23 protein-coding genes are annotated in these 15,751 nt (G+C 65.0%); 16 read left to right on the top strand and 7 right to left on the bottom strand.

The window, feature by feature from the left end; translation table 11 throughout:
• Window positions 1–20 precede the first annotated feature (20 nt).
• Window positions 21–296: a hypothetical protein gene (locus NLM27_RS14685; RefSeq protein ID WP_254149062.1), complete on the top strand. Its 276-nt coding sequence runs from the start codon at window positions 21–23 to the stop codon at window positions 294–296.
• Window positions 226–822, top strand: a complete 597-nt coding sequence (locus tag NLM27_RS14680; protein ID WP_254148825.1) for a L,D-transpeptidase — start codon at window positions 226–228, stop codon at window positions 820–822. The genes NLM27_RS14685 and NLM27_RS14680 overlap by 71 nt, the downstream gene beginning before the upstream one ends.
• Window positions 823–877: 55 nt before the next feature.
• Here NLM27_RS14680 and NLM27_RS14675 read toward each other — a convergent pair whose 3' ends face one another.
• Complete coding sequence (locus NLM27_RS14675) at window positions 878–1,309, bottom strand: hypothetical protein (RefSeq protein WP_254143982.1); 432 nt, start codon at window positions 1,307–1,309, stop codon at window positions 878–880.
• A 121-nt stretch (window positions 1,310–1,430) separates the two neighbouring features.
• Window positions 1,431–1,895, bottom strand: coding sequence for a MarR family transcriptional regulator (locus NLM27_RS14670; protein WP_254143981.1), 465 nt, complete (start codon window positions 1,893–1,895; stop codon window positions 1,431–1,433).
• A 104-nt stretch (window positions 1,896–1,999) separates the two neighbouring features.
• Between NLM27_RS14670 and NLM27_RS14665 the strand changes: the two genes are divergently transcribed.
• The 5 genes from NLM27_RS14665 (at window position 2,000) to NLM27_RS14645 (ending at window position 6,355) form a co-directional block, all read left to right on the top strand.
• Window positions 2,000–3,922 carry an FAD-binding monooxygenase gene (locus NLM27_RS14665; RefSeq protein ID WP_254143980.1) on the top strand — a complete coding sequence of 641 codons (1,923 nt, stop codon included), beginning with the start codon at window positions 2,000–2,002 and terminating at the stop codon, window positions 3,920–3,922.
• A gap of 155 nt (window positions 3,923–4,077) precedes the next feature.
• Entirely contained in the window at window positions 4,078–5,058 is a 981-nt protein-coding gene (locus NLM27_RS14660; RefSeq protein WP_254143979.1) for an SH3 domain-containing protein, read from the top strand.
• Between the two features lie 161 nt (window positions 5,059–5,219).
• Complete coding sequence (locus tag NLM27_RS14655) at window positions 5,220–5,498, top strand: hypothetical protein (RefSeq protein ID WP_254143978.1); 279 nt, start codon at window positions 5,220–5,222, stop codon at window positions 5,496–5,498.
• A gap of 259 nt (window positions 5,499–5,757) precedes the next feature.
• Window positions 5,758–5,964, top strand: a complete 207-nt coding sequence (locus NLM27_RS14650) for a hypothetical protein (protein WP_254143977.1) — start codon at window positions 5,758–5,760, stop codon at window positions 5,962–5,964.
• A gap of 70 nt (window positions 5,965–6,034) precedes the next feature.
• Entirely contained in the window at window positions 6,035–6,355 is a 321-nt protein-coding gene (locus NLM27_RS14645) for a hypothetical protein (protein WP_254143976.1), read from the top strand.
• Between the two features lie 17 nt (window positions 6,356–6,372).
• Here the strand turns inward: NLM27_RS14645 and NLM27_RS14640 are convergent, their stop codons facing one another.
• The 3 genes from NLM27_RS14640 to NLM27_RS14630 all read right to left on the bottom strand — a co-directional run bounded on the left by NLM27_RS14640 (window position 6,373) and on the right by NLM27_RS14630 (window position 8,200).
• Entirely contained in the window at window positions 6,373–6,942 is a 570-nt protein-coding gene (locus NLM27_RS14640; RefSeq protein ID WP_254143975.1) for a TetR family transcriptional regulator, read from the bottom strand.
• Window positions 6,942–7,286: a multidrug efflux SMR transporter gene (locus NLM27_RS14635; protein WP_254143974.1), complete on the bottom strand. Its 345-nt coding sequence runs from the start codon at window positions 7,284–7,286 to the stop codon at window positions 6,942–6,944. The genes NLM27_RS14640 and NLM27_RS14635 overlap by 1 nt, the downstream gene beginning before the upstream one ends.
• Window positions 7,287–7,534: 248 nt before the next feature.
• The gene (locus tag NLM27_RS14630; protein WP_254143973.1) at window positions 7,535–8,200 is read right to left on the bottom strand and encodes an O-methyltransferase; all 666 of its coding nucleotides are present in this window, start codon (window positions 8,198–8,200) and stop codon (window positions 7,535–7,537) included.
• Between the two features lie 97 nt (window positions 8,201–8,297).
• Here NLM27_RS14630 and NLM27_RS14625 point away from each other — a divergent pair, with 97 nt between their 5' ends.
• From NLM27_RS14625 to pdxY, 3 genes are all read left to right on the top strand, one after another.
• Entirely contained in the window at window positions 8,298–8,930 is a 633-nt protein-coding gene (locus NLM27_RS14625; RefSeq protein ID WP_254143972.1) for a TetR family transcriptional regulator, read from the top strand.
• 101 nt (window positions 8,931–9,031) lie between these two features.
• A complete protein-coding gene (locus NLM27_RS14620) occupies window positions 9,032–9,673 on the top strand; it encodes an FMN-binding negative transcriptional regulator (protein WP_254143971.1) in 642 nt (213 codons plus the stop codon).
• 40 nt (window positions 9,674–9,713) lie between these two features.
• A complete protein-coding gene (gene pdxY / locus NLM27_RS14615; RefSeq protein ID WP_254143970.1) occupies window positions 9,714–10,532 on the top strand; it encodes a pyridoxal kinase in 819 nt (272 codons plus the stop codon).
• A 5-nt stretch (window positions 10,533–10,537) separates the two neighbouring features.
• On the opposite strand, the gene NLM27_RS14610 is transcribed toward pdxY, so the two are convergent.
• The gene (locus NLM27_RS14610) at window positions 10,538–11,854 is read right to left on the bottom strand and encodes a hypothetical protein (protein WP_254143969.1); all 1,317 of its coding nucleotides are present in this window, start codon (window positions 11,852–11,854) and stop codon (window positions 10,538–10,540) included.
• A gap of 361 nt (window positions 11,855–12,215) precedes the next feature.
• Here NLM27_RS14610 and NLM27_RS14605 point away from each other — a divergent pair, with 361 nt between their 5' ends.
• The 4 genes from NLM27_RS14605 (at window position 12,216) to NLM27_RS14590 (ending at window position 13,551) form a co-directional block, all read left to right on the top strand.
• The gene (locus tag NLM27_RS14605; RefSeq protein ID WP_256570218.1) at window positions 12,216–12,380 is read left to right on the top strand and encodes a Flp family type IVb pilin; all 165 of its coding nucleotides are present in this window, start codon (window positions 12,216–12,218) and stop codon (window positions 12,378–12,380) included.
• 85 nt (window positions 12,381–12,465) lie between these two features.
• On the top strand, window positions 12,466–12,672 hold the full coding sequence (locus NLM27_RS14600) for a hypothetical protein (protein WP_254143967.1): 207 nt from the start codon (window positions 12,466–12,468) through the stop codon (window positions 12,670–12,672).
• Between the two features lie 170 nt (window positions 12,673–12,842).
• Entirely contained in the window at window positions 12,843–13,091 is a 249-nt protein-coding gene (locus NLM27_RS14595) for a hypothetical protein (protein ID WP_254143966.1), read from the top strand.
• A gap of 313 nt (window positions 13,092–13,404) precedes the next feature.
• Window positions 13,405–13,551 carry a hypothetical protein gene (locus NLM27_RS14590; RefSeq protein WP_254143965.1) on the top strand — a complete coding sequence of 49 codons (147 nt, stop codon included), beginning with the start codon at window positions 13,405–13,407 and terminating at the stop codon, window positions 13,549–13,551.
• On the opposite strand, the gene NLM27_RS14585 is transcribed toward NLM27_RS14590, so the two are convergent.
• Complete coding sequence (locus NLM27_RS14585; RefSeq protein ID WP_254143964.1) at window positions 13,518–14,132, bottom strand: bifunctional transcriptional activator/DNA repair enzyme AdaA; 615 nt, start codon at window positions 14,130–14,132, stop codon at window positions 13,518–13,520. The two genes, NLM27_RS14590 and NLM27_RS14585, sit on opposite strands and share 34 nt — an antisense overlap.
• A gap of 131 nt (window positions 14,133–14,263) precedes the next feature.
• Here NLM27_RS14585 and NLM27_RS14580 point away from each other — a divergent pair, with 131 nt between their 5' ends.
• Both NLM27_RS14580 and NLM27_RS14575 read left to right on the top strand, forming a co-directional pair.
• Window positions 14,264–14,680: a nuclear transport factor 2 family protein gene (locus tag NLM27_RS14580; RefSeq protein WP_254143963.1), complete on the top strand. Its 417-nt coding sequence runs from the start codon at window positions 14,264–14,266 to the stop codon at window positions 14,678–14,680.
• 87 nt (window positions 14,681–14,767) lie between these two features.
• The gene (locus NLM27_RS14575) at window positions 14,768–15,691 is read left to right on the top strand and encodes a DMT family transporter (RefSeq protein ID WP_254143962.1); all 924 of its coding nucleotides are present in this window, start codon (window positions 14,768–14,770) and stop codon (window positions 15,689–15,691) included.
• Window positions 15,692–15,751 lie beyond the last annotated feature (60 nt).

Raw genomic sequence — 15,751 nt, 5'->3', positions numbered from 1 at the left:
AGCAAGGCGAGGGGATGGAGATGATGCGACGCTTCACCGCCGTTTGTGGTGATGGAACCCGTTTTATCAAACACGCGCACGTGTTCCGCGCCGCCTTGTTTTCAGCACGATTTAGGCAGCATCTGGTGGGGCTGGGTGGCGTTGCTATCCGCTATCGGGGGGCCGGTGGTGCCAAGATCTTTATTCATTTTGTTCGTCGCGGCTCTGCTGCCGCTCGGCGGCTGCATGCAGACGACGCTTTCGCCATCGACGGATGCGAGCATGACGCCGCGCGACCGGCAGTTGCTCGCACATAAACCGTATGCGCAGGCGAACGTGCCTGAGCAATATCTGCGTCACATCGTCGATTACCAGCGCAAGGAGCAGCCGGGCACGATCCTGGTCGATACCGATGCGCGCTACCTCTATTTCGTGCTGCCCGGGGGCAAGGCGATCCGCTACGGCGTCGCGGTCGGCGAGGAAGCCATGGCGTTCTCCGGCGTCGCGCGCGTCGGCCGGCTGGCGGAATGGCCGGACTGGGTGCCGACTGCGGAGATCCAGGCGCGGCTCGGCCCGTATCCGGCGCGCGTTGCCGGTGGTCCCGCCAATCCGCTGGGTGCACGGGGCATCTATCTCTATGCCGGCAACAAGGACACGCTCTACCGCATCCATGGCACCAACCAGCCCGAATATATCGGGCAGGCGATCTCGTCGGGCTGCATCCGGATGCGCAACGAGGACGTCATCGATCTCTATGACCGGGTGAAGCTCAATTCGGTGGTCGTGGTGCTGCCGCCCGGGCAGAACGCGCAGGCCGAGACGGGTGCGCGCTGGCGCGGCTGAGGAAAGCTCACTCGAGCGTCAATCTATCCGGCATCCGCGGCGCACGGATCTCGCCCTAATCGGCAGGCCGCGCGACGCGCCATTGCAGCGTCATGGCATTGCCGTTGGCATCGCCGGGCGCCTTGTCGGCGGGCGAGGTGTAGAGCGGGCGATAGCGGTACGCCCACATCTTGCTGCCGTCGTCGCGGTTGATGACGGTAAAGTCGCCAACGGCTCTGGCGTCGGCGGTTGCAGCCAGGGGCACCCAGCTCTCGGTGCACTTGCCGTTGCAGTTCGACGTCTTACCGGTGGTGTCGTACTCGTAATAATAGAGCGTCATACCCTTGAGATCGACGAGCTTGGGGCCCTGCTTGGTCAGGATCACCTTTGCCGGTGCGGTCTGCGCCTCGGGTTTCGGTGGAGGAGGGTCGCCGCCGCCATGGCCGTTTGCGAGCGCATGACCGGTCGAGAGCGCGATCGCCGCGGCCGCAATGACGAACCTGAACATCCTGATCTCCCCAACCGCAAAGTTAATCGCGCGTTAAGCGCCGAATGGAGCCGAGCGTAGCAGCCGAAGGTTAGTTCCAGGTTTCGCGATCTTGCGGCAATTACGGACAAACCATCCGAAGCTACGCCTGCGCCTCGCGCAGCGGTGCGCGGCTGAGCTCATTGCCGGCGGCAATCGCCTTGCGCAGCAACCGCATCAATTCCTCGCCTTCCTTTGCGCTCAGTCCTCGCAGCAGGACGCGCTGCGCGGACTCGACGGCTGGCGTGATCCTGCGCAGCGTGCGCCGCCCTTCGTCGGTGGTCTCGAGCTCCCGTGCGCGGCGGTCTCGGCTGGAAGCGCGCCGTTCGACAAGGCCCTTCTGCACCAGGCGATCGATCACGCCGGTGATGGTGGTGCGGTCGTAGGCGATCAATCCTGCAAGCGTCACCTGGTCGAGTCCCGGATTGGCCTTGATGGTCGCGAGCGCGGCATATTGTACCGGCGTGAGATCGAAGCCGGCATCTCCGACTTCAGCCAGGAACACCGCGACCGCGATCTGCTGGAACCGGCGCGCCAGATGCCCGGGCATGTCGTTATTGTCTTTCACCGAATTCTCCGTTTGGGGCAGGGACGGTGCGGATCGTTGACAAGTATACTGATAGTCAGCATACTGAGCAATATCCAAACAGAAATTTGGCGGGAGAGGTGCTCATGCAGTTCCATCTGAATGGATTTCGGCCGGGCGATCCCGAGATTGCGGATCCTGCCGAGCGCGCTCAGGCCTCGGGTGCTGCGGGCGCCGTGCCCGAAGAGGTCGACATCCTCATCGTCGGCTGCGGGCCCGCCGGCCTGACGCTTGCAGCCCAGCTCGCGCAATTCCCTGATATCAAGACCTGCATCGTCGAGCAGAAGCCGGGCCGCCTGCTGGTCGGGCAGGCCGACGGCATCGCCTGCCGCACCATGGAGATGTTTCACGCCTTTGGCTTCAGCGAGCGCGTGCTGAAGGAGGCTTATTGGGTCAATGAGACGACCTTCTGGAAGCCGGATGAAGCGGCGCCGGAGACCATCGTCCGCAGCGGCCGGGTGCAGGACGTCGAAGACGGGCTGTCGGAATTCCCGCATGTCATCCTCAACCAGGCGCGCATTCATGACGGCTTTCTCGACATCATGCGCAAATCGCCGGCCAAGCTCGATCCGTATTACGGCCGGCGCGTGCTTGATCTCCATGTCGATCCGGTTGCCGGTCCCGCCGATCACGCCGTGACGGTGCGCCTCGAGCGCGTCGATGCCGGAGGCGAGGGCAGGGTCGAGACGATCAAGGCTCGTTATGTCGTCGGCTGCGACGGCGCGCGCAGCACGGTGCGCAGATCGATCGGTCGCGAGCTGCACGGCGATTCCGCCAACCACGCCTGGGGTGTGATGGACGTGCTGGCGGTGACAGACTTCCCGGACATCCGCTTCAAGTCGCTGATCCAGTCCGCCAAGGACGGCAGCCTGCTGATCATTCCGCGCGAGGGCGGTTACATGGTCCGCCTTTATGTCGAGCTCGCAAAGCTCGATGTCGGCGAGCGCGTCGCGAGCCGCAACATCACCGCCGATGACGTGATCGCCAAGGCGCGGCGGATCTTGAAGCCGCATACGCTCGACGTGAAGGAGATCGCCTGGTGGTCGGTCTACGAGATCGGCCAGCGTCTCACCGACAAGTTCGACGACGTGCCGGAGCCTGACGTCGCGACCCGCCTGCCGCGCATCTTCATAGCGGGTGATGCCTGCCACACCCACAGCCCGAAGGCGGGGCAGGGCATGAACGTCTCGATGCAGGATGCATTCAATCTCGGCTGGAAGCTCGCCGCTGTCCTGCGCAGGCAGTGTGCGCCGAGCCTGCTGCATTCCTATTCGGCCGAACGCCAGGCGGTTGCGAGGGAGCTGATCGACTTCGATCGCGAATGGGCGGGGATCCTCGCTTCCGCCGCGAAGGCCGGCGGCGGCGACGCCGCCAAGACGCAGGACTATTTCGTCAGGCACGGCCGCTATACCGCCGGTACTGCGACGCATTACTGTCCGTCGGTTCTCACGGGTGCGTCCTCCCATCAGCATCTCGCGGAAGGCCTTGTCATCGGCAAGCGCTTCCATTCCACGCCGGTGATCCGGCTGGCAGATGCCAAGCCGGTGCATCTCGGCCACGCGGCGCAGGCCGATGGCCGCTTCCGCATCTACGCGTTTTCGCCCGCGGAAGATCCTGCCGCCGCCGGCTCGGCCATTCGCGCCTTGTGCAATTTCCTCACTGAAGCCAAGGAGTCTCCGATCAAGCGCCATACCTCCGCGGGCGCCGACATCGACAGCGTGATCGACCTGCGCACAGTCTTCCAGCAGGATCATCGCGAGCTTGCCGTCGAAGCGATGCCGTCGCTGCTACTCCCGCGCAAGGGCCGCCATGGTCTGATCGATTACGAGAAGATGTTTTGTCCGGACCTCAAGAGCGGTCACGACGTCTTCGCAATGCGCGGTATCGACCGGAGAGCCGGCTGCATGGTCGTGGTGCGGCCGGACCAGTACGTCGCGACCGTGCTGCCGCTCGATGATTTTGCTGCGCTTGCGTCGTACTTCGACAGGTTCATGCTGCAGGCGAATTGACGGGCTGGCGGCGCGCCCTGGGCGCTGTGCCGATGAACGGCGAATGAATATTGAACCGCGCGCGGCCTGCGCCTTAGTCTTTCGACGGTTGAAATCACCGTACGCGGAACGCCCGTTCCGCTCGCGCGTTCCGACTGCCAGAGGAGGAACACGCCATGAGACTCAAGAGCGTTCTACTTGCCGCATTGCTGCTCGCCCCGACGGCCGCGCTGGCCGCGCCGGGCATCGTCACCGTCTCGACCGGCCTGCGCGCCGGACCGGGCACGGGCTTTCCCCTGGTCGATCGCGTCCCCGGGGGTGCCCGCGTCAACATCCATGGGTGCCTGCGCGGCAATGCCTGGTGTGACGTGAGCTTCTCCGACGATCGTGGTTGGGTGTCGTCACAATATCTCGAATATCTCTATCGCAATCACTACGTTTATCTCCCCGACTATGTCGATGAGATCGACGTTCCGATCGCCCCCTTCGTACTGACGTCGTACTGGTCGAGTCACTATGGAGGACGGCCCTGGTATCGCCGCCACGCCTATTGGAATAATTACTGGACCTCGCACCAGCGCGTCGCGACGCGGATGACGATTGATCCGCGTGCGGCTCGCATCGGTCGCGCGGCGACGCGCGATGCTGCGATCGCACTCGAACGCAGCGGCGTGCGCGGCAAAGGTGATGCCGCAATCTCCAGACGTGACGCCACGACGCCGCGGCACGACGCAGCCATTGCCAAGCGCAATGCTGCGGTTGCGGCCGACAGGACTCGCGCCGGACGGAGCGAACGCACCATGAATGAGCGAGCCGCCGTGCAGAGCCGTAGCCCGCGCGACGCGCAGGCGCGCATGACGCACGACCGGGCTGCGAGCCGCGCCGTCGTCCGCACGCAGCCGATGACGCGTGCGCATGAAGCGCCGCGCGTGTCGGCCGCGCCTGCGGCTCGGCCTGCGACGCCGCAGACGCCGCACATGGCTCGGCCGAATGTGAGCCACGGTTCGCCGATGAATGCTCGGGCGCAGATGCCGGCGGCGCGCGCGACCGCGCCTGCGATGCCGCATTCGGGCGGCGGCGCTCCGCACGTCAATGCGGCGCCGCGCGGTGGCAATCCCCCGGCTGGCGGCCCTGGCGGCGGCCATCAAAAGCACTAGGATTGCCTGGAAAAGCCCGGCCATCGTGCCGGGCTTTTCTTTGGTTGCTCCAAGCGCATAAAGTTTAAGACAGTTCTTCGCGGGCAGATTTCATCGATCGTAATATGTCTACTCAAAGGTGTAAGCATCCACTCGGGGCAGCGGGGCACGGGAGGATGATGATGAGACAGAGCCAGGCGCATACGCGCCGCCAAAATGTCGCGAAGCGGTCGATGACCAAGGAGGCCAAGCAGCTGACCGGCCTGATTGCCGGACTGCGCAAATCCCTCGAAGGAATTCACAAGGAACGCTCGAGCGCAAAGCTCACCGGCGCCGAGATGGGCATGCTCGACGAGCGCCGCAACAATCTGCTGCTGACCATCGCAGCCCTCGACGACCGCCTCTCGGCGGTGCAGGGACTGATCGATCTCGGCAGGCCGCACGTGATCCGCGTCCACTAGCGAGGCCGGACGGGCGCCATGGGTTCCCTCACAGTCGTGACGGAGCCGGCAGCCGATTCAGCACGACATGATGGACCTGCGGCGCTGCACACTCGGCGGCAAACACGCCCGCGACAAGCAAAATCGCATCCCTGATGCGGCGCGCGCTTATCCGGTTACCCGACTGTGAGCGTGCCGGCGCCGTACTGCCTGCGGAAGGCACCAAATTGCCACGCTCCTGGCGAATTGCCGCCAAAGCCCGCTGCCACGAGAGGAGCGGGTGCAGGGCAACGCAAGGGGAAGCGCATTGGCCTACAAAATGGTCGCAGAACGCGACAATGAGAAGTACAGTTGCGCCCGCGAAAGCCGGTTGCTCATCGTGGCCAAGGCGAGGGTATGGGCGAGTGAGGGGTGGCAGGTCGTCATCACCGATCACGACGGCAAGGCCTATGCGCCGCCTGAATTCGATCAGCTGTCGGCGGCGTGACCGCAGGACGGGCTGGGGAACAACATTGATTTCGCTGTTTCGACCGGGGCGCGACTTGATCGCGTCCTCTATGACTGTTGCCGCCGCCGCCGTTCTGACAGCGACGGTTGTAGCCGCGCAGAACCTCGACGCCGGCAAGTCGCCCGCGAGGCTCTTTGCCGACGGTTGCGCGACCTGCCACCGCAGCCCGCGCGGCCTTGCCAAGGGCCGCTTCACCCTGACGTTGTCCTGGTTCCTGAAGGACCATTACGTGACGAGTTCTGACTCGGCCAAGGCGCTTGCCGCCTATCTGGTATCGGTCGATGTGCCGCCGCCACGTGCCGCAGCCAAGCCTGGCGCAAAACCGCAGAGATCATCGCCACGTCCACCCAAGCCGGTGCAGAGCCAGTAGCCGCCGCTCCGAGTCGGCTAAGCGCGTCGATAGGTCTGCGCGATCAGGCGGTCGTGCACGGCCCGCAGGTCGGCGCTCATGCGTGTCTGTCCTGTCGTGACATAGGACAGCCAGGCGCCGTCGGCAGCGAGGCGTACGACGTGAAAATCGGGCGCACCATCGGTGGCGCGATGGCGCTTCAACCGGGCCTTGATCCAGTCGTTCCAAAGGCGGCGCAGCGACGGATCGGTGACGACGACCATGCTCAGCGCCGCCCATGGCGTTGCGAAGCCGAAGGCCTTGCCGGTGAATACCGCATTCACATAGGCCCGCGTGAAGCTGCCGCGCGGCTTGGGATCCGACTCGACCGCGCTGTCGATCTCGGCATCGACGCGAGCGAGGAGGTCGGCGAACAGGCCTTCGATCAGGGCCTGCTTGCTGGAGAAATGATGAAATAGCCCGCCCTTGGTGACGCCGGCCGCCGCAGCGACCGCCTGCACCGTGACGCCGGAGACGCCATGGTCCATGGCGATGGCCGCTGCGTGGTCGAGCAGGGCGCGTCGCACCTGCTCGGGCTGCTTGGCGCGGGCGTAGCGGCTTTCCGGCATCAATGCACCGTGGTCCCCGAGAACAGGTTGATGACCACAACTCCGGATACGATCAGCGCGATCCCCACGAAGGCGGCGGCGTCCAGCATCTGGCGGAACAGCACGAAGGAGACCGTGGCGGTCAGGATGATGCCGACCCCGCCCCAGATCGCATAGGCGATGCTGAGGGGAATGACGCGGATCGCGACCGACAGCGCATAGAACGAGGCGACATAGAACAGCACCATCGCCAGCGTCGGCCATGGCCGGGTGAACTGCGCCGACTGCTGCAGGAAGGCGGAGGCGGTGACCTCGAAGACGATGGCGAGAGCGAGTGCCGCATAGGCATTGAAGGCGGATGTCATGACGAGCTCGGGGTAGCGCGCGGCGAGAAAGATACCGCGCGGTAGGTATGTTTAGCACGCGTAACATGGCTTTTGTCCGCAGCAAATATCACGTGTGAGTGACGAGCCTGCGACAGGTTGAAACGCGGCCCGGGCGCAATGGTGTGGATACGTCGAGGTTCCACGGGCTGCCGCCGACGGCATGAAGCAAGCCGCCGCGCGATGAATCGCGCAGCGGCTCCGGGATGTTGCGACGGTTGGATCTGGCTTCAGTCGATCCGCACCGAGAGTTCGACGTCTTCGGCAAAGGGCGTGGACATGTAGCCGCTTCCGGGCTTGCGCACGCGCGCCAGATAGTCGGGGCTGTCGTCGGCATTGTCGGCGACGATGATTGCGCCTGGTTTGAGATGGGATTCGAGCAGATCCAGGATATCGGGGTAGAGCGCCTTGGCACCGTCGAGCAGCACGAGATCGATCGTATCAGGCAGATCGGCACCGAGTGTCTTCACCGCATCGCCTTCGCGGATTTCGACGAGATCGATCACGCCGCCGGCCGAGAGGTTGTCCCGCGCCCGCGCCGCCTTGGACGGCTCGAACTCGCTGGTGATGAGGCGGCCGCCGCCATTGTCGCGCAGAGCTGCGGCAAGGTGCAGGGTGGAGATGCCGAACGAGGTGCCAAACTCGACGATCGCCCTGGCGCGGGCGCTGCGCGCCAGCATGTAGAGCAGGCTGCCGGTCTCGCGTGAGACCGCAAGCGGGGCGTCCTTCAGGCGTCCATAGAGATCGCGGTAAGCGGTCTTGCTCCGCATCATCCGCGCCCGGTCGGCATCGGATAGATCGGCGACGGCGGCCAACGTTGCGCCACTTGCTGCCTCGGCTTCGTCGAACAGTCGATCCAGCAGCGGCGCAAGCGATGTGATGGTTGAGGTGGTCATTTGGTGTCTCCAGGGTTCGCGGCGAAGCGCGTGCTTGCGCGGAGACCGAAATACGACTAATTCGTCGCATTTCCTATTCGCATTCCTTGCGGGCGCCATGGCCGATCGTCGAAGCCGTTCAGTTTCCTCACGAAAACAGCCGCAACAGGCCCGCTCCGCGGGGTTGGTGGCGGCCATCCTCGATGCCGCTGTTCAGGTTCTGGCGAAGGAGGGGGCGCAGCGCTTCACGACGGCGCGGGTGGCAGAGAGAGCCGGGGTGAGCATCGGATCGCTCTATCAGTATTTTCCGAACAAGGCGGCGATCCTGTTCCGTCTCCAGAGCGACGAGTGGCGGCGTACCAGTGAGCTGCTCGCCGGCATCCTCGCGGATCGGACGAAGCCACCGCTGGCGCGGCTGCGTGCGCTGGTTCATGCCTTCATCCGCTCCGAGTGCGAGGAAGCTGCGATCCGCGTCGCGCTCAGTGACGCCGCGCCGCTTTATCGCGATGCGCCCGAGGCGCAGGACGCGCGGGCGGCTGGCGAGGGCATCGTCGCCGCCTTTATGCGGGAGGCGCTGCCGAAGTCCTCGGCTGCGACGCGCAGCCTCGCCGGCGAGCTGATCACGACGACGCTGAGCGAGGTCGGCAAGGATTTTTCGGAAGAGACTCGGAGCGAGGCGGAGATCGCGGCCTATGCCGATGCCATGGCCGACATGTTCTGCGCCTATCTTACGCGGCTGGCGCGGCGCTGAGGCATTGCTGACATCAGCGTTTGCGGGCCGATTGTTCTTCAGATTTCGGCGGGATGGAGTAGCCTCGCCTCGTCCGTCATCCCATGATCGAGCGCCGCGCCATGCACGTCCTCCGCCCCCAGTTCCGCATCGAGGAGCAGCGCGCGCTGGAATTTGCCGCACACCGCGGCTTCGGCGTGATCGTGGCGGGGGACGAGCACGGGCCGCGGGCCTCGCACGTGCCGTTCGTGCTGGGCGAGCGCGGCGGGCAGGTCATCGTGCAGATTCATTTCACCGCCAGAAATCCGCTTGTGCCACTCGCCGACGGCACCAGGCGATTCCTGCTGATCGTTGCCGGCGATGATGCCTACGTCTCCAACGACTGGTATGCCTCGCGCGACAACGTTTCGACTTGGCTCTATGAGGCGGTGCACCTGTCGGGCGTGGCGCATCTGCGCGACCAGGGCGAGAACCGCGATCACGGCGATGCGCTGCTTGCGGTCTCCGAGGCGCGGTTGCCCAAGCAGCCCTGGGACCTCGCGCAGATGGAGCCGGGCAAGCGCGAGAGCATGTTGGCTGCGATCCGCGTCGTCGATCTCGTGGTGGACGAGATCGAGGGACAGGCCAAGCTCAACCAGCACAAAAGCGATGCGGACCATGTCGCGGTCGCAAACCAGCTGGCCCGGTCGGACGAGACGGGCCACCGGCGGCTGGCGCACAAGATGCAGGCGCTGCGGCCGGGACTTGGATACGATATCCCGTAACCCTTGCCTCGTCTGACGTTTGACCTTACGGACCTCCCTCATGCTTGTCATCTCCATTCAAAGCCAGGTGGTCCACGGCCATGTCGGCAACAGCGCGGCTGCCTATGCCGTGCAGGCGGAGGGTGTGAACGTCGCGGCGGTGCCGACGACGCTGCTGTCGAACCATCCGCGCTATCCGAGCCTGCGCGGGCGGGTGCTGGAGACCGAGCTGGTCGCCGATCTCTTGAAGGGCGTGGAGGAGCGCGATCTCGTCGACGAGGCGGCCGTGCTCGTCACCGGCTATCTCGGCTCGCCCGGCAATGCCGCCGTCGTCGCCGACTTCGTCGAGCGGGCCTTGGTATGCAATTCGAAGCTCGTCTATCTCTGTGATCCCGTGATCGGGGACGACGGCCGCGTCTATGTCGCCGACGGAATCCTGGACGTGGTCCGGCATCGGTTGCTGCCGGCCGCGAACCTGACCACACCGAACCGGTTCGAGCTCGAGCTGCTGGCGGGCCTCACGATTGCCGATGCGCAGGACCTGCGCACCGCCTGCGCGGCGCTCGCGGGACACGGACGCATCGACGTCGTCGCGACCGGCTGCACGCTCGCGGATACGGCTGAAGGGCAGTTGGAGACGATCCTCTGCGCCGACGGCCATTTGTCGCGCTTCGCAACGCCGCGTCTGCCGATCCGGCCCTATGGCACTGGCGACCTCCTCACCGGTCTGATTGCAGCGCATCTGGCCAAGGGCGAGGCGACGGAGGTTGCGGTGCAGCTCGCGGTGGAGACCATCTTTGCGGTGCTGGTGCGCACGCAAGAGGCGGGTACGGCCGAGATGCGTCTCGTGCCGCTGCCGACCGCAGGCGGCAAGCCGTAGCGGCTTCAGGTCGCGCGTTTGCCGGCCGATTGCGCCGCCTTCTGCGGCTTTGCCGGGCTCTTCTGCTCGCGCGCGGCATGTGCTTTGGACGGCTTTGCATGGGCCGCTGCGCGCACCTTCCTCTGCTTAACGTTGGCGGCTTCCTTGCGATCCCCAGTGCCCCGGCGCGAGATGTATTCCGGGCCGTCGATCGGGCCGACATGCGGCGGATCGCGGCCGAGATAGGGCCGGCCGATGCCGAATGCCTTGCCGTTGGCGTCGACCCACTTCCACAGGATTTCGGTGGAGACCCAGCGCTGCGCGCGGTTGTTACCCTGGGTGCTGACGATGTCGGCGGCCATGCCGTGGCCGTAGCCACCGCGCGTGCTGCCGCCGTGATAGGAGCGGTCGGAGGCGGCCTTGAGCCCGCTCGCGATCGACTGGCGATAGTCGTCGCGGAACGCGCTGGTGATGCCCGGTGACAGGCCGGCGGCCTCGGCCGCGAGTAGCGTGCGAAACAGCTTTCGCTTGAAACTCTTGTCCATGCCGCCGATGACGTAATCCATCATCGACATCTTGGCGTGCTCGGCCGCCTTAGGATCCTTCCAGGTGAAATCCTGGTCGACCAGCTTGGTGAAGCTGCGCATCACGGTCACCGTCTTGCCTCTGCGCTTGATGGTGACAGGGCGGCGCTCCTCCACCTTGATCGAATCCTCCTTCGGCGTGCGCTGGTAGAGCGCCCAGAGATAGCGGTCGATGCAGGCGTCCACGACGAAGCATTCGTCGAGCACGGCGACGGTGTCCGCGGGCGGCGACGCCTTGCTTGCAACCGGGGCGGATCCGCTCGCGATCGTCGCGGGGGTCAGTGCGTCCGTGGCCACGATTTCGGTGGGATCGGCGGATGCGAGTTTGACGGGCTCGGGCGCCGGTGGCGGCGCTAGCGGAGCCTCGCTCACGACAGGCGCTGGTTCAGGTGAAACCGGTTCAGGTGAAATCTGAGGCGCGGGCGGCTCCGCCGGCAATATCAGCGCAGGATCGGTCGACGCCAGCTGGACGGCGGGGGCGGGCGCCTCCGGCGCCGCTGCCGCTTCAACGGTTGGCGGGATCGCCGCCGCAGCAGCGATGTCGGCGGTCAAGGCGACACCGTCCTCGATGGTTGCCGCGCGCGGGACGTCGGCGAGGTCGAGGTGGCCGAGATCCTTCGCGCGCGAGACGGCAGCCGCATTTGCACCGCTGTTCTCGATGAGGGCAGGCGCGTAGGCGGACAGTGAGAGCACCAGCCAGCCGGCGAGAACGGCCGAGGGGCACGAGACCGCCACCAGAAGAGACCGCCGATCGTTCATGATCCCTGCCTCCAAACGGTTCTGTCCGAACGAGTCTGGTTCGAACAGTCATGATGCAAACAGTCGTGATGCAACAGACTTGCACGGAAAGGCACGCAGCACGTCGATTGTTCGGAGGACGGTGTGGCGGCGCAATGGCGTAGTTCAACGAAATCAGGCTTTTCGGAGAGGTGTTGCGAAGTTGCAACGAAAGTTCCTCGGCGGTTCCAAATCTGCAGCGTCCGGAAAATATACTGCGAAAGGCGCAAGCCCGGATTGTCGTCAAATTGAAGGATTCAGATTTACTCAATCTTGGATTGTGGTGTGCCTTGCTCGCGCGCCGGCAATTTTCGGCAGGAATGGGAAGGACGCATCCGTGAAGTTGAAATGCAAATGGGCCGAATTCGTCGCCGATGAATCCGGCGCCACCGCGATCGAATATGGACTGATCGCAGCCGGCATCGCACTCGCGATCATCGAGATCATCTATGCGCTCGGCACCAATCTCGTCGCAAAGCTGCAATCGCTCGCGGCCGCACTGAAATAGGCGGTCACGGCTTTCGCGATGGTCGTTGGCGAGGTGACTTGCGTGCGCCTCGCAACTTTGCGCAGGGCCATACGTTGGTGGACCCATGAGCACGCATTCCTCGCTTCGTCCGATGGACGGCTTCGATCCCACCGAGCCCGCCATCCTGCATGATCGTCTGTCCGATACGATCATCACCTGGACCGCCGATCAGGCCGATGACTACCGGCAGGCCAGCCGGCCGCGCGAGGATGGAACCGTGGTTTGGAAGGCCTACCTCTTCGATGGTTGGGGCAATGTGCTCGGTGGCTGACCGCCGCCCATAAAAGCGCCATGTCGCGGTCGGCGTGATTCGGCCAAGGCTTGTACGCATTAAACATATCGCCATGCGCGGCATGCCTTGTTGCAATGCAACAGCGCATGTCGCAATGCAACAAAGTGCGCTTAAATGTGTGCTCCGAATCTTCCATCAGGAGCATCACAATGAACAAGACTTTGACGATCGCCGCCGTGCTGACGATCGCGGGCGCTACCTCGGCCTTCGCCGCGGAGCTGCCGACCTACGAGGCCAATGGATTTCCGGCCTCTCCCCTGCAGGTTCGCGTGCTCGGTGCCGGCCATGTCGAGCAGCAGGCCGCGGCGCCCACCACGCTCGCCTCGGTGCACCAGGTGAAGGTGCTCAGCCCCCGCAAGGTCAAGACCGCGGACGTCACGACGGGCGCCGCCCGCTGAACTGACATCGCATGAAGGGCAGGCGGGTCCACGCGCGACCCGCTGCCTCATGCGATCATCCACATTACGACGCCGCATGCGCCGCGCGCGTGTGGCGCAGCGCGCGATCTCTTCTCACGCGTCTCGTCGAGACAATTGCGCCACGATGCGCTGACTGAGAATCCGGCCGCGAACAAGTTCGCGTGAAGGCGCCGGTTATGTATGCTCGTTCATAACGAGCGTGATGCTTTTTAACAGTTGATTTGCAGGTCACATTGCTTGATGCGGCCGCCGCATCGTCGCGGCCAATTTTGAAATCATAATGGAGGCCATCATGCCCGTTGCGCAGAAAGCTGTTATTGCCACGACCTCCCCGCGTGCGTTCATTCTCAGGCACGCCACCCTGTTCGCAGCCGCCGTGCTGTTCGTGTTCGTGCTGAGCCTGACCTATGGGCTGGATCTCAGCCCGGGACTGTTCTGAGCGGTTACGCGCAGACCGGATGACGTGCGCGGAGCACGCAGGCTCGACGGCGAGCGGCCATAGAGTTCTGCGAAGGCGGCGTTGAAGCGGCGCAGGCTGCCGAAGCCGGCCTGGAACGCGATCTCCGTCATGGTGTGATGGCCGGCATCGAGCAGGCGCTTGGCGCGCTGCACGCGCAACGTCTTGGCAAGCTGCTGCGGCGTGGCGCCGACATGCCGCTCGAACAATCGCGCCAGATGACGCGAGGAGATGCCGAGCCGCATCGCGAGCGTCACCACCGAATCCTGGTCGAGTGCGCCGTCGTTGATCAGCTTCACCGCACGCGCGACCGTCGAGCGCGTGCCGTTCCAGGCCGGGCAGAACGGTGCGGTCTCGGGGCGGCAGCGCAGGCAGGGCCGGAAGCCCGCCGCTTCCGCCGCGGCCGCCGTCGGATAATAGCCGACGTTGCGCGTCAGCGGCTGCTTGGCCGGGCAGACCGGGCGGCAATAGATCCTCGTGGTCTTCACCGCCGTGAAGAAACGGCCGTCAAAGCGGGGATCGCGGCGCAGGCGCGCGGCGTTGCAGGTCGCAAAGCTCAGCATGACCGCATGATAGCGCAGACGCCTGCGGAGGGAAGTGCTGGGGGGATGACCGAGTCCGATTGTGGCGAGCGGCAAAGCGCATCAAGGCCTAGAAGGCGGCCCTCGTTTCAATGCAAGCCGCGGAGCGCCTCGTGACCAGCCCAAGAGACATCGTCCTGAATGCCTGGAAGACCTTCTCCTCGCGCGATGCTGCGCGTATCGCGGCGCTGTTCACGGATGATGCCCAATGGATCGCGCCGAAGGGCAATGCCACCGCGATCGCGCTCGATCACACCGACCACATGGTGGGCGCGCAAGCGATCGCGCGCTTCATCGCGCAGGAGATGCACAGGTTGTTCTCGAACATCGATATCGCGTTTCGCGGCGTCCATGCCGACGGCGACGTGGTGATCGTGGAGGAGCGGATGCGCGCCACGCTTCCCGGCGGCAAGCCGTACGAGAACGACTATTGCTTCGTGTTCACGGTGGCGGGCGATCGGATCCGTGAGGTGCGCGAATACATGGATACGCGCAAGGGCTGGCGGATGGTGTTCGGGGAGGAGAGGTGATGCTCCACGGCTGCGTAAGCTCGTCGCGTGCCAGCCCTGCAGCCGCGTGGGTTGAGCGGACGGGTGCGCCGACATAAGGCTTTTCCCATGGATCAGCGGACGAGCGGCGCTGACGCTCTCACTCAACAAACCAACGATGCAGGCCCGGCGCTGCTCGGCGTCGTCTGCGGGGTGGCCGCGGCGCTGTTCTGGGCGCTCGGTTTTGCCGGCACGCGGCATGGTCTCAAAGTCGGTTTCACTCCGGTCGATCTGCTCGTGCATCGCTATGTCTGGTCGGGGATCGCGTTCCTGCCGCTGGTCTTCCGTGCCGGCATCTCCGATCTCTGCGGCATCGGCTGGGGCAGGGGCCTCGTGCTGATGGTGCTGGGCGGCCCGGTGATGGCGCTGATCTCCTACACCGGTTTCCTGTTCGTGCCGCTCGGCCATGGCGCCGTGATCCAGCCCTCCAGCGCAACGCTTGGCGGACTGCTGCTCGCGGCCTTGTTCCTGAAAGAGAAGATCTCCGCCTCGCGCCTTGCGGGCGCTCTCGTCATCGTCGGCGGCCTCGGCGTGATCGGCGCGGAATCGATCGGCCATATCGGGGCCGACGGCGTGCAGGGCGATCTGATCTTCGTGCTCACCGGATTCATGTTCGCCGGTTTTGGTGCGCTGCTGCGCCACTGGCGCGTCTCCGCCGTGTCGGCCGCGCTCGTCATCAACGTGCTGTCGCTGCTGCTCTTGCCGATTTATCTCGCGACCGGCGGGCTCGCCCGCATCGCGGCGATCGGCGTCTCCGAGAACGCGATCCAGGTGCTGGCACAGGGCGTGCTCGCAGGGCCCGCCGCGCTCTATCTGTTCGCTGTCTCGGTCCAGCGCCTCGGCGTCGCCCGCGCCGCCGTCTTTCCCGCGATCGTGCCGGCGCTGACGCTCCTGATCGGCTGGCTGCTGCTCGGCGAGCCGCCGACGACGTTGCAGACGGCGGGGCTCGTCACGGTGCTGTGCGGGTTTTACCTCGCGCAGCGGCAGCGGTAGACCGCAAGTTGCATCGCGGTGCACGACAAGAGAAAGGCCGCCCGGAGGCGGCCGCTCAAG

The organism is Bradyrhizobium sp. CCGB12 (genome assembly GCF_024199845.1).
GTDB lineage: Bacteria > Pseudomonadota > Alphaproteobacteria > Rhizobiales > Xanthobacteraceae > Bradyrhizobium.
The sequence above is the reverse complement of the archived record's forward strand: the minus strand, read 5'-3'. Positions and strand labels throughout refer to the sequence as shown.